Genomic DNA, 14,295 nt, shown 5'->3' with positions numbered 1-14,295 from the left:
CCAAAACTGTATAAGTTTACAATTGAACACCGTATGTTATGTTATGTTATTTGGTTTGGCAGCCACACCGAGTACGATAAAATTAATGTTGAAACCGTGAAATTTAAAGATAGGGAGTAGCAGTTATGAAATATAAGATTTTAAAAACAGAAGAAGCATACAATGCCGCAGTTCATAGGATTGAGGAGGTTTTTGATGCTAAACCAGGTTCTGCAGCTTTTGATGAACTTGAATTATTAAGCTTATTGGTTAAGGATTATGAAGACAGGTATTACCCTATGCCCGAACCAGATCCAATAGCAGTTATGAAATTAAAAATGGATGAAATGGGTCTTAAAAATAAAGACCTTATTCCTATTATCGGTTCAGAAAGCCATGTTTCATCCGTATTGAGTGGCAGGAGAAAGCTTACACTGGACATGGCCCGCTCGCTTGCTGCATTTCTTAAGCTTCCGGCAAGGGTATTCATCAATGACAGATATGGTATGGAGCACTACGCTCCGGAAACCAGGTATTTCGCTGATATGCACATTCCGAATACCGAAATAAAACCGAGGGTTCATACTGATCGGGTAGACAGGAAGCCGAAAAAACAATAATTAATTTACTAGTAGCTCTTCAACCTTCTTTTGCAATTCATCCAAAGTACTCCATTCTAAACAATTATTCGGTACCGGTTCTGCATGATCAACTAATCCATCCAATAGCATTTTAACGACCTTAAACTTTTCCTCATCATTTTTTAGTGTATTAATCGCATTGTAGGGTTTTTCTTTCGAAACCTCCATGTTAAAGTAAGCTTGTTCAAAATTTGGGAGCGATGCTAAAAGTCTCACTTTTGTACCTTCTGGTCTTGCAGCGACTGCTTCCAAAATATTAGGATTGTTCCCCCAGGCTGGGTTTTTATTTTCTGCTTTTGTGTAAGGAGTATCACTATCGTGTAAAACAGAGTAGCTTGTGCCAAAATGATTTAAGATCTTAACCAGTGAAACTATTGTAGCCTTACCTCTTGCCCTAATAATGTGCAGATTTTTGTATTCTTCGGGATAAACTGATCTGATATAATTGAAAGCAGTATATTCTGTATCCCCTTCAACCACTATAACTTTGCCGCCAAAAAGGAATTCGGCAACATACGGATCACATATATTTAACAATTTTAGGTTTATTTTATCATCATCATCCAAGTTTGCTTTTTCAGGCCTGAAGATAGTTGTTCCTTCAACCTCGCCTTCCACATTTCGCTCCACCCGTATAATTGTAGTATTGTTTCTTGAAAAATCAATGAATATTGGCGAATGAGTAGTCACCATCACTTGCCAATTACCTAGTGTGGGTAAATCATACAAAACTTTGCAGGCTTCCCTGATTGCATTAGGATGTAAACATATTTCTGGCTCATCAATTAATAAAATATGAGGTCTAGTCGGGGCCTCATCATCCTTTGGTGGTCTTATGCTTTCAGAAATATACTTTAAAGCCGTCCAAAGCAAGGTCCTTCTGGCACCACTTCCCTGTTTGTCAATTGTGCTCATGAACCCGTCAATTGGCCCCATCAATAATTCAGAATTCCATTTGAACAGCTCAGCATTCGCATTATTTTCTGGTTGTGCATCAAAATTCACCTGATAATTAGGAAAAACCTTTCCGATCAAATTAGTTAATTCGTTATTTGCTGTATCAATCTGCCCTCTAGTTTCACCAATTATGTCAAGCTGTACTTTATGCATCGCATCCAGCATCGCGTGATATTGGTTTCGTTCTTCTGCGCTTCTCATCTGGTTTACCTTTTCCTGAATAGCCGCTAACAAAAGCCTTTTAATTGCCTCTGCTTGTTCTTCAGGTTTGCTGAATGCATCAACTTTGTGGGGTTCTGGCCTTCTGGAATTTGCAATATTTGCAGGGCCAAAAGGTGCTTTGGTTGGATGCCATTCTCCTTTCTTCACATCCCATCCGCGACGATCAGGTTTACCAACCCCTTTCCAAATCCAACGTTCCCTAACGAGTAGTTCATCATTAGAAGTCCGATCTATCCACATATCACCTACACCTGTAGCGTAAACAATGGTATGTAACTCAATCTCAGGCAAATTATCTGGATCAACAACATTATTTGGAAAATCATCAGTTTTGATTTCAGCAGCTTTTGAGCCTTCCGACATTACTAGCTCATAAGCCCGCAGCAAGGAGCTCTTTCCTGCATTGTTAGAGCCAACAAGTACAACAATATCATCCAGATCAATATGAACTGGATGTTTACCTATGCACCTGAAATTCTTTACAATTAATTTTACAAGCCGTGGATTCGGCATCAAAGCCATAAATTGCATTTCATCACTTGCTTCGGCTGGTTTAGAGGTTTTTGCCATTTTTGATTTCGTGTATCAAGATTCAAAAACACAAAGAAATTCCAAATACAATAAACTTGATAAGGAAGTTGCTATAGAAGTAATTTAAATCGAGCGTTATAATTTTGGATAAAAATTTTGGTTAGTTGACACAAATATAATTTAAAATTTGACATAAGTTAACTGAGAAGAATAATTCTTACGCACTTCAACCTTCCCTAACCCAAACCTTCAGCATCACATTATCCCGGCGGTACTGCATGGGCGTTTGCCGGGTTATCCGTTTAAACCAGCGGCAAAAGTAGGCCGTATCTTCAAAGCCCAGTGTATAGGTAATGTCTTTTACCGACATCATAGAACGCGCCAGATAATACCTGGCAGCATTTACAAGCTTATCCTGCAGCAAATCGTGCACGCTCTTGTTCAAATAAGCCCTGGTCAGTTTATTTAAACATGCAGGCGTGGTATGCAAAGCTTTCGCATAATAAGGCACTGGCCTATGCTCCGTCAAATGCCCATCCATCAGCTTAAAAAGCTGGTTCAGCAAACGGTTATCAGGGGTTTCAAACTCCTGATAACCGTTCAATTGATCTGTATGTTCTAAGCTGCCTTTCATCTAACGATTTAAAACCCTTCCTTCTTCATAAACAACAACACCGGATTCAGCCACTCACTAACCGGTAACCTCTGTATAAAACCATGATCACCCCTGGGGTACAAATGCAGTTCCGCATCTACGCTTTTAGCAATCAAAGCCTCATACATCGCAATACTGTTCTCCACTTTTACCAAACCATCATCGGCAGTATGGGTCAAATACACCGGAGGTGTATTAATAGTTACCAGTTGCTCTGCAGAAAAAGCATTCACCAAAGTATCCGAAGGCGCAGCGCCCAGCAAACTCACACGCGATCCCATATGCGTCAAATCCTTGGTCATACTGATCACCGGGTATACCAGCACTGCAAAATCAGGCCTCAAATTCACTCCACTGGCATCAATTACAGGCTTCCCGAACTTAGTGGCCAATGTAGCCGCCAAATGCCCACCTGCACTAAAGCCAATCACCCCTACTTTACCTGCATTAATACCAAACTCTGCAGCACGCTGTCTAATCAACCTTAGGGCCTGCTGACCATCCTGTAGAGGGCCAATACTTTTATCCCCCACACCAACCTCGGCAGGCAAACGGTACTTCAGTACAAAGGCGGCTATACCACGTTCTGCAAATGCCTTAGCAATGGGTGTACCTTCCGTAGAAGTTGCTAAAAAAGCATAGGCCCCACCAGGAATCACCAATACCGCTGTTCCGGTAGCAATTCCCTTAGCGGGAAGGTAGGCGGTAATGCCTGGCCCACCTTCCCCTTGCAAAGGGATTAACTGCTGTGCGGAAACCACACCGCACAGCAACCATAAACAGAACGTTAATGGTACAGAGAGGGTTAACTTGAAAGTCCTTTTCATATCAATAAGTTGTCACAACCGGAAATACACCAAAAGCATCTGGACCGGTTGTAGTCCCCATTAAACCCTTGATTACAATACTAATATTCTTAAACCGTTGTAAAGCAATAGATATACCCGGGTAATTACTATTGGCCGAAGTTGGCAAAGTATAAGTTGCTAATAAAGTTCCTGCTGCATTGCGGATTTGAAAACTTACCGATCCTGTTGGTATCACCGTCTTTAAGGGAAAGGTTACAAAATCAGTGATCTGTTTATAGGTTACTCCGGCAAATGCATTGGTGCTAGTGGCGGAGGCCCGTGTCACATTTAAAGCTGTACTATTTGGTGATAAATTCACAATCCTTACTCCGATAATGCTGTCTTTATAAAATGCGGGTATACTTTCTTTTTTGAATATAGGTTCAAAAGCTGAGCCCTGACCAGCAAGAAAAACAGAGTATAGTCCGCCGTTTTCCGTTACCGGCGTTTCTTTGTAGTAGTTTACAGTCGGATTGCTAACCCTGTAGAGCTTGATCTCTTTTCCGGGCACAATTCCAAATACTTTGGCATTGTAAGCTTTTGCACTGTCTCTTACGTTGGTGTTCAGTTTTACATTACCGCCACCAATTACAGCAGCTATCACATTTAATGACGCAAGTGGTTCTGCCTTGACCTCACTTTTTTTGCAGGAACCTAGTCCTGCGAGCAGTACTAATACCGCCAGACTTAGTTTAATAAGATTACTCATGAGTTTTTAAGTTAGTTGTTGATGTTTTGCTATTCCATTCTCTACAAACTTTGCAGTCTTTACCGCAATTGCCTCTAGGATCTAATTCATACAGGTTGTTTTTACCTTTGTATGATGCCAGCGTATTCATTGTCATCCATTGAGGTGCAGGCTCACCTTTTAGATAATGATCAAAAAATTGGGTAAGCCTGGTGGTATAATCTAAAGCATCTTTTTTATTTTCCAAATAATGTCCACTATTGTCATATTGCAATAACCAACAAGTTTTACCTAATCTCCGCAAGGCCATATACATTTCGACTCCCTGTCTAAAATTTATTGTTGCATCTTTTTGATTGTGTACAATAAACAGTGGTGTCGTTATTTTATCCGCATTGCGTACCGGAGAATTTCTCTGATAGAGATCAGGTCGCTCCCATGGATTTGCTCCCATTCGGCCTTGTGGATGATCCATCTTATGTAACTTTTCTACAAGAACTCCATCTTTATACTCCCGATTCAAGAACCCACCAACAAGGGTTAGATACGCACTAATATTATCGCTATAACCCGCCATTTCTGCCGCTGCTGCAAACAAACTGGTATGTGTAATAATATTATTTGTTTCACCACCTCCAAAACTATGGCCTTGTATTGCCATTCTAGTCTTATCTATATAAGATCGTTTGGACAGGTATTCAGCTGCAGAAGCGACAGCATTATATGCTGCTTCGCCAGTGGTCATGCCCCCAGGCTTATTCGCTATAGTATACTGTATATCAGGAGTAAACACCAAATACCCGTGACTTACAAACCAGGGAATATTGATATTATCAGTAGTTAAACTAGGTTTAGGGAACTGGTAACAACGCTGCGCATATTTTTCGTAGTAATTGAAAATAATAGGGTACTTTCTATTCGGATCGAAATTCTCGGGTTTATACAGCACGCCATGATTCAGCTGCCCATTATACATCCTCCAACTTACTGCTTCTGAGCTTAACCAATTATAAGTTTTTTGCGGTTTCAGATTCGTCAAAGGGGTAAATTGCTTAAGGTCTTTACTGATATAAAGATTTGGATAATCCACAGCACTTTCCCGCATTACAATCCAGCACTCTTTTCCCTTTTTTCCAGCAACCAATGGTATCATAGGGGGGTTAAAGCCAAACCCCTGTTTAGTTACCGTAGTTTGATAATAGTTGTATGGCCCCATGGTAAGCAATGCTGGTTTACCCGGCTTATCTAACCTAATCCGAAAAAATCCATTGTACTGCGAATTTACATCCAGCCCACTTAGCAACAACTCTTCATTACCATTGTATGCCTGATGATGATCATAAACTAACCTTAGTTTAACACCATGTTGCTTCCCATATCCCCCTGTCATATTAACCGGGGTCTTAAAACCTGAAGGATCCAATTTCCAAATGTCATAATTGTCGTAAATCAATACTGCACTATCGTCGGCATACCAACCGATTATCCCTAATGGTATAGCACCTATTGCTTGTTCAACATCATCGACAACAGATTCCGGCACACTCTCCGTTAAATTTGAGGTTTTCCCGGTAATGGGGTTCATACTGAAATAGTGTCCCAATTTTGGGTCCCACCAATAGATCCATCGTTCCTGAGGCGAAAAACTAGATTGCTGATTTTTCATCAATTTCCTTTCACCATTAGCCAATGATACCAACCAATTTTCAGCTGGCTTGGAATGTGGCCACCAGGAACCAGCGCTGTTTCCACCTGTTTTGAGAAAGATATAATTTCCATCGTAAATAGGGCCGATCTCTTCATCAGGTTCATTTTCTAACATCTGTACTTTATCGTTGGTCAAATTTATTACAGCTAGATAATCGTGAAAATTCTGACCTTCATGGGTTTGGGCAGGGTTTAACACCTCGTCCCGGTAAGTCCAGATATCCACAAGGCTGGTAGCCGCTTCCTTCGAAAGCAGCGGTAATTGTTTTTTGACCATAAAAAACAACCAATGGCCATTCCCGCTAAAGCCCCTAATGCCTGATACGGGTAAATTTTCGGAAAAACCAATTGCTTTTTCATCTATTTTTACGGTCGTTGATTTCTTATTGGAACTATAGTGCCAAATATTTATCTTACCATCTGATGATTGGACGGTAAAAGCCAATTGCTTACCAGTCTTGTCAAACACAAAATTCCCAGCCTCTTCACCGCCTTTCCCCTCCCACACAGTTATAGGATTTCCACCTAGCTTAACGAGTTGTAAACTAGTCTTATTCGTATTCCTTTTTTTAATAACCAGCGCTATACTTTTTTCATCAGAAGATAAAGCATATTCTTTTACTTCATTAAAAATTTGTTCCTTGCCAGTCATCAGATTCAATACTTTTAAATCTCCGTCCGAAGTTTTTAGCAATAATCCATTGCCACCAGTTAACCAATGATGGTCTTTTATCCCACTAAATATCCTTCCCTTGTCGCTAAGAAGGTTATATAGCCTAACCTCGCTATCTGTTTTACTTAAAGACAGGAGTACCCACTTCCCTTTGGCATCATTGGGATAACTTAGGCTACTACTTATACCAAGTAAACGTTTTTGATCACTACCCATCCGTTGAGTCCATATACTATCTCTCTGCTGCCAGCACAACTTTTGGCTGTCGTCAGTAAAAAAGAGAATTTTGAGGGTTTTAGCAATAATTGTTTTTTTCCACTTACTATTCAAATCCTGTACTACCAGTGTACTTTGCCCAACAGGCTGGTGTAGAATTACGTAGGCTGCATAGTTACCGTTCTTACTCACTGCGACACCACTTTCCGATGGTATTAGACTAGGCCAATTCTCAAATTGACCTACATCTATAATTGTCTTGTTCTGCGCTATCGAATACACAAAACTTAATAAGATAGAGGCTAATAATATTACTTTTTTCATGATGTGCCCATTTAAAATCATCCTGATATTATCTGAATGTCAACCAAATTTCTTCACCCTTTAGCATTGCATTTATTCTTATTTGGGTTCCCGAAGCCATATCCGGAAACATTTCTAATATGCTTTGCTGAAGCTTTATCGCTTCTTCCTTTCGTCCCATTTTATAGAGCAGGCAGGCTTTTGTATCCATAGGCGCATTAATTTCTGTCCCCTGATTTACCCACCTTTCAATTACCGGATCAATCCATCTCAGCGCCATTTGCATCAGTGCTTTATCATTGCAATATTTAAAGACATACCACACACACCAATGTAAATGATATAACTGTCGGCGATCCATTGTATTTATATCATAGTTAGCCACATAAGGTGTCAAATATTGAAAAAATGAATTCCAGTTTTTCTTCTTCTCATACCAGTCCAGTTTCGCTTTAAGTACATATTGTACTGCTAGCTTTTTACTGTATTTTTTTGTCAATTGAATTTCCATTTCTTGCCAAGACGGAGATTTACCGGTCTTTTCAGCTTCCTGCAAAAATGGCTGAATGTTTTCTCTTATAATGGTTTTTTTAACCAAAACAGCAGCCCAGCCGCCTCCTTCATATGCTTTAATACTATCAACCAAATGAGGATGTTTAAGGCTCAGCTGAAAAATCTTGTCTGAAGACTTCACCATTCCATAATATTCTCCTATAAAATCAAGAATGGGTTTCGCTAACAATTCTTTTTTAGCTAGTTTGTTTAAATATTGTTGGTTATATATACCTGCAACCTCTTCGGCCAGCTTCATTTCTCCAAATTCGTCCCTTAATTTTTTTGCAATTGTAATGTATTCAGTCCAGGGTAGTTCTTTCTGTCTTGCCTTATTTAACAAGGTATATAACTGATATTCCGGATTTCCCGCATTAGTTAGCAATTCAATAAATTGCTTTGGATTCTGCTGACCAACTGCTTTATGTAATGGTGTCCCATCAGCAGAGAAAAATAAATAAGACGGAAGAACAGAAATGCTATATTCTTTCTCTATTTGCCTGGCCAAAGGATAAAGCAGTTTGGTGGCTGCCGCATCTTTCTTTGTGCTGTCCATTTGAACTTTAACCGCAATAAAAGCATCATTCATTGCCTCGCCAACCATATTCAATGGATACACATTTCTATCCATCATTTTGCAGGGAATACACCAAGTAGCATAACAATCCAAAAAAATCAGTTTATTTTCTGCTCTGGCTTTAGCCTTAATCTGCTCCCAGTTCAAACCCTCAACAAAGTTTATTCCCTTTCCTCTGGCTGTTTCTTTAGTCAATTGCTCTGGGGTAACTTTTTCATAAAAACCTTCTGCTAAAAAATCCTCATTGTTGATTGATTCATTTTTAGTGTTATATTCTCTCGTAAATTTTAACAAGACATTATCATTAATTCCTCCGTAGACGATAAATGTTTCCTTATCTAATGTTTGAACCTTGGTTGTATCGTCTTCGGTATAAATTTCCGTCTGTCTCAACCAGATATTATTTTCCTTATCCTGCTTAAATGAAATTTTTCTTTTTTTACCTGTTTTAGTATAATCTCGCCATAGACCATGAACTAGCGATGCTTTTATTACAGTATCACGGTCTCCAAGATTGCTGGTCTTTTCGATAGCCATGCCGTCTTGTTTTTGCTCAATTTTAATGATCAAAGGAATCCCGTTTGCGTAATCGGGTCCTTTAATTTTTTTGAATTCTTTTAGTCTCCATACACCAAGTAAATTGGTTTGGGCTTTCGCAAATTTAGGTAAGGACAGGGCCATTGCCATAAATATGGCGTAATAAATTAATGGTTTCATATGTTTTATTTTTTGTGTGTCTACTTTCAGTAGCCTCCGTTTTGAGTTAAATTCGGGTCGGTAACCAGATCAGAGTAAGGAATGGGTAAAAGCTCATCTGTATTTTCCCAGCCCCCTCCTTTGACAGGGGTAACCACACTCATTACTTCATCAACTTTGCCAAATCTTTTCAGATCGAACCAGCGATTTCCCCACTCTGTAAATAATTCGACTTGTCGTTCATGGAATATAGTATTCAATAGGTCTGACTGAGAAATGCTAGGATTTGTAACAGCAATTAAAGGAAGCTTTGCCCGGTTCCGAATCATATCCAGATCAGAAATAGCTAATCCAAGTTTATTTTGTCGGGCTCTGGCCTCTGACCTTATTAAATACTGCTCACCTAACCGCAGCATCATAGCATACTCCGTTAATGTCTCAGGGCTGTTAACAGTTCCATTCTCCTCAGCAATTTTATATTTAACCGGAAAATAATAAGTATCCGCCCCTTCAGTGAAACTGCTTACCCATTGACTACGTCGTTCATCATTAGGTTCAAAAGCAGCAAGTAGGAAATCACTAAAATATACTGGCTTTCCCGCGTTTACACCAGTTGGTATTGCTGATAAGTTAAATAATCTTGCATCTGTGGAATTCCATCCAACTTCTGTAGGTTGTATTTGCCAGATTGCTTCCCGGCTGTTTTTTAAGAATATATCTTCATAACCAACCAGGTTAAAATATGTATTATTTGCAATAACCTCACCAGCTGCTAATTCAGCTTTATCAAATTCACCAGTGTACAAATAAACTCTCGCAAGCATTGCCTTGGCTGCCCATACTGTTGGACGCACCCGTTCTTGAGTACCAGGATTGAGTTGGCCATTCACAAAGGCTGGATTCAACAACTCTTGTGCCCTTAATAGGTCGCTTATAATCAATTCATAAACTGCCTTTCTAGATGAGCGATGTAATTTGCTGTTAATAGCCGGATCAGTCCCTACTACTAAGGGCAGATCTCCGTAAAGGTTTACTAGGTAAAAATAATACCATGCGCGCAAAATGTAGGCCTCACCGAGTAGCTGCTTTTTTACATTCGGGCTAAGACTGTTACTTGCAATCAAGCCTTCTATCGCCCCATTGCAGGTAAAAACAAATTTGTAATAGAGATTCCAGATTTCCTTACCCGTGTCCATTGACATGCTGGAACTAAGATTATTATTGTAGTAAGCCTGGAGATTAAAATCAGCCCCGCTCCATAAAGTGAATTCGTCGCCAAGTAAACCGGTAAATTTTGCCATGTCAGCTCCCTGGGACCTCATGTCAACATAAATATATGTCAAAACGGATGCAGCGGTCCGATCATTAGTATAAACATTTTTCTCCGTAATGCTGTCAGGGGGAGTGTCTACCTGCACGATTTTTTTGCAGCTATTCAGCAGTACAAAAAATAGGATCATCATACAACACAAAAAACAATTATGCTTATTGAAGCGCTGAGGTGTTTTATGCGCAGTGGCTTCATGAATATAGATCGAATACATAAGGATATTTTTATTAGTCAATATTTTCTTCAAAATTAAAATGTACACTGTATTCCTAGGGTCATCATTCTTAATGAGGGCAAGGAATTAATATTTAGGCTTTCCGGATCCAATCCGTGGAACTTCGTTATTGTAAACAGATTTTGAACATTGGCGTATAAGCGCAATTGCTCCAGCTTTACTTTTTGAAGTGCCTTCATTGGAGCCTGGTAAGAGAGTGCTACATTCTTCATCCTCAAAAAGGAAAGGTCCTTAAAAGCCAGATTCCCCATATTACCCGGTACACTGGTGGTAGAAAACCGCTGATATTGACTTACATCTCCTGGTTTTTTCCAGCGGTCCATTACCGACACTGGCTGGTTACCTATTACTGCCGATGCTCCATTTATCAGAAAAGTTCCAGGACGTGGTCCAAATTGAAGAAGATCTTCTCCATACTGCTTGGTAAATTGAACTAGGAAGTCCAACGAAAACGCCTTAAATCTGATGTTATTCTGAAGACCACCGTACCAACGTGAAGATTTATTTATGAAAACCATCCTGTCTGATTCTTCGGGATTACCTGTAGGATCACCATATCTATTGAGCACTAAATAGGTACCAGTCAATGGATCTACACCATAAAACTGATATCCTTTACCTGTGGTTAAGGGCTGTCCTACGGTCATCAGTTGCTTTAAAGTCGAGGTTTCCAGTCCAGGAAAAGCAAGAAGTTTATTTTTTGGAACGGTCAGGTTAATATTACTGCTCCAACTCATATTTTCACTTTTGATATTTGAGGTACCCAAGGTAAACTCCCAGCTTTTATTTTCAATCAAAGCAGGAAGATTTTGAAGCAGTGAATTAAATCCGGAAATTACCGGCATTCTAACATAGGTTAAACTATTCGACGACCGGTTACGGACATAATTTATGGTTAACAGCAGGCGATCATTAAAAACCCCCATGTCTATACCGGTCTGCAGTTTTCTTGTTTCTTCCCATTCCAAATTTGGATTGGGCAGTGCAACCGGGTTTAAACCGCCAAGTCCCTGATATGGAATAGTTGGATTAAAAGCTGCATACAAATTCATAAAACGATAATTACCAATCTGATCATTCCCCGTCGTGCCATAACTTCCCCTAATCTTGGCAAAGCTTATAAAAGGCACACTGCGTTTAAAGAAGCCTTCTTCACTGATAATCCAACCTAATCCTACAGCTCCGAAATTATTAAACTGGCTATTTGGCCCAAATCTAGAACTTCCGTCTCTTCTAGCGGTCAGGTTAACCAGGTATTTACTTTTAAAGGAATAATTTAAACGTCCAAAAACAGCGTAATATCTATATTCATTCAGATCATTAGCACTACTTAGGGATGAACCGGCTAGGATATCACGTAATAAAAGATCACTACTCTGACCAGAAGAAGTAAAACCTCTTCCATTATTGTTCTGATAGTGTAAAGTCATGCCAAGCAGTAAACTTATGCTATGACCACTCCACTCCTTATTATAATTTAACTGAGGCTCTGCAATCCAACTCCGACTCGTATTAAAACTAAATCTAGACGTCCTTATTCTGTCAGCCCTGTTTTCTGGTTTTTCACTTTCATCTAATGCTGCTACAAACTGATCTGAGGTAACTGAATTAAAACCAAAGGTACTTTTTACCTCCAAGCCAGGTAAAATAATGTAGCTCAAACTACCACTACTGATCAGGTTATTGGTATTTGTCTCGAACAGTTTGTACTGCCAGGACAAGGGGTTGAACCATGTAGAATTACCGGTTACCGGATCTGGAGCCCAGTTTAAGGTACCGTCAGCATTATACAAATTAGGAGCTACTGGAGGCATATTCACAGCATAATTAGTATAATCTTCCCCGGGTAGTTTATTACTATTCACCATATAATTACCCCCCAGCTGCATTTTAAAACGCTGATTAGGTGAGGCGATAGAAAGGTTAAAATGAAGCGAACCGGAGGTGTTGGCAAAATTCCCGGGAAATACACTGGTTTCACGACCGTATGTACTGCTAACTAAATATTGAAGATTTGAGCTTCCGCCCGACACTCCGGCTGTAAGACGAGTAAATTGTGCCGTGCCTCCTATTAATTCCTTTTGCCAGTCCGTATAACGTGTAGTATCCCATACACCTCTTAAGTCATAGTCAGTCGAACGAATCACAGCCCCACTGTTTCGCAGCGCTTCCTTTCTCATTTCCATATATTGCTGACTATTCAATAAATCCAACTTTTTAGGCACTGTTCCCAAACCTTGCTGAAAATTGAAATCAGTTTTAATATTTCCTGATCTACCTTTCTTGGTCGTAATTAATATTGCTCCATTCGCAGCCCTTGAACCATAAATAGCTGTGCCATCAGCGTCTTTTAATACAGTTATACTTTCTATATCCGACGGGTTGATATAAGACAACGGATTCCCGAAATTAACGGCCGTACCCAATCCATCATTTGAAGAAGAGCCTAATATAGGAACATCACCACCACCTAAAAAAGTCTTGAGGTTCTGTGATGCATATGGAACCCCGTCAACTACAATCAGAGGATCTGATCCTACCAAAGTATTGTCAAGATTATTCCTGCCTTGTATACGAACTGTAATACCTGCACCAGGTACTCCACTTGCTGGAATTATCGTCATCCCTGGTACCCTACCCTGTAGCGCTAAAAGCGGATTGTTAACAGGCTGCTGTTCAATTTCCTTTGCACTTACCGTTACCGTGTTGGAAACACTTAACCTCCTCGAAGTGGTACCATAAGCAATGATCTGTACCTGGTCTAGGGGGTTATCCGAGAGTTTTAGCGTAATAGTGCCCATGTTTTGTTTGGCAATAACTTCTTTACTCTGATATCCGGTATAAGAAACCACAATCGTAGCCCCTTCATCCACCTTCTCTATCAAAAACCTACCCTGTGCATCAGTCATCGTGGCCCCTTTTCCATCTTTCACCTTTACCGTCGCTCCAGGTAACGGGTTACCATTTTCATCCACAACCCTACCAGTAATGTCAATAGCAGCCCAGCGGTCAGCCAGGCGCTCCAGAAAGGTAGGGGCTTTAGGTTTAATCACAATTACCTTATCTTCAATGGCAAAACTGAGATTCTGATCTTTAAGACAGGTTTCCAATACATACTTAAGTTCTGTATTGCTAAAATTTACATCAATCTTTTTGTCGATATCAATTTTTTGATCAGAATATAGTATTTCGTATCCAGTCTGTAAAGTAATTTCTTTCAGCACCTGGGCAAGTGTGGTGTTCTTGCGTACCATAGTCATTTTTTGCGCAAAACTTGCTGCGCTTACCTGCAATAAGCAGGTGGTCATCATGATGACAATCAATTTCATAATCATCAATATCTTTGGCGGTATCCACAAGCGTGGCACACCGAGGTTAGAAACGTATATTTTGCCGAGTAGACTCGAGGGATTTGCACCCTCGGTCCCTCCCAGAACCGGACGTAATACTCTCGCATTATCACGGCTCGTCCAAGTTAGGTCGCC

Annotated in this window: 9 protein-coding genes; 1 reads left to right on the top strand and 8 read right to left on the bottom strand. The window is 40.0% G+C overall.

Translation table 11 applies throughout. The annotated features are described in order from the left end of the window. Positions 1-125: 125 nt before the first annotated feature. On the top strand, positions 126-599 hold the full coding sequence (locus tag HDC92_RS08160; protein WP_183873681.1) for a type II toxin-antitoxin system HigA family antitoxin: 474 nt from the start codon (positions 126-128) through the stop codon (positions 597-599). Here the strand turns inward: HDC92_RS08160 and HDC92_RS08155 are convergent, their stop codons facing one another. From HDC92_RS08155 to HDC92_RS08120, 8 genes are all read right to left on the bottom strand, one after another. Continuing rightward, complete coding sequence (locus HDC92_RS08155; RefSeq protein ID WP_183873679.1) at positions 600-2,369, bottom strand: ATP-dependent nuclease; 1,770 nt, start codon at positions 2,367-2,369, stop codon at positions 600-602. Between the two features lie 187 nt (positions 2,370-2,556). Beyond that, on the bottom strand, positions 2,557-2,964 hold the full coding sequence (locus tag HDC92_RS08150; protein ID WP_183873677.1) for a helix-turn-helix domain-containing protein: 408 nt from the start codon (positions 2,962-2,964) through the stop codon (positions 2,557-2,559). 8 nt (positions 2,965-2,972) lie between these two features. Beyond that, positions 2,973-3,812 carry an alpha/beta hydrolase gene (locus HDC92_RS08145; RefSeq protein ID WP_183873675.1) on the bottom strand — a complete coding sequence of 280 codons (840 nt, stop codon included), beginning with the start codon at positions 3,810-3,812 and terminating at the stop codon, positions 2,973-2,975. Between the two features lies 1 nt (position 3,813). Then, positions 3,814-4,542, bottom strand: a complete 729-nt coding sequence (locus tag HDC92_RS08140) for a DUF4397 domain-containing protein (protein ID WP_183873673.1) — start codon at positions 4,540-4,542, stop codon at positions 3,814-3,816. Next, positions 4,535-7,441, bottom strand: coding sequence for an alpha/beta hydrolase family protein (locus HDC92_RS08135; protein ID WP_183873671.1), 2,907 nt, complete (start codon positions 7,439-7,441; stop codon positions 4,535-4,537). The genes HDC92_RS08140 and HDC92_RS08135 overlap by 8 nt, the downstream gene beginning before the upstream one ends. Before the next feature lie 28 nt (positions 7,442-7,469). Beyond that, entirely contained in the window at positions 7,470-9,266 is a 1,797-nt protein-coding gene (locus tag HDC92_RS08130; RefSeq protein ID WP_183873669.1) for a thioredoxin family protein, read from the bottom strand. 26 nt (positions 9,267-9,292) lie between these two features. After that, positions 9,293-10,822: a RagB/SusD family nutrient uptake outer membrane protein gene (locus HDC92_RS08125; protein WP_183873667.1), complete on the bottom strand. Its 1,530-nt coding sequence runs from the start codon at positions 10,820-10,822 to the stop codon at positions 9,293-9,295. Positions 10,823-10,824: 2 nt separating this feature from the next. Beyond that, the coding region (locus HDC92_RS08120) for a SusC/RagA family TonB-linked outer membrane protein (protein WP_221270936.1) at positions 10,825-14,295 on the bottom strand (3,471 nt) is incomplete at its 5' end.

It is taken from the genome of Pedobacter sp. AK017 (assembly GCF_014200825.1).
Lineage (GTDB): Bacteria > Bacteroidota > Bacteroidia > Sphingobacteriales > Sphingobacteriaceae > Pedobacter > Pedobacter heparinus.
Note: the sequence above shows the minus strand (reverse complement) of the source record. Positions and strands in the feature narration are given on the sequence as shown.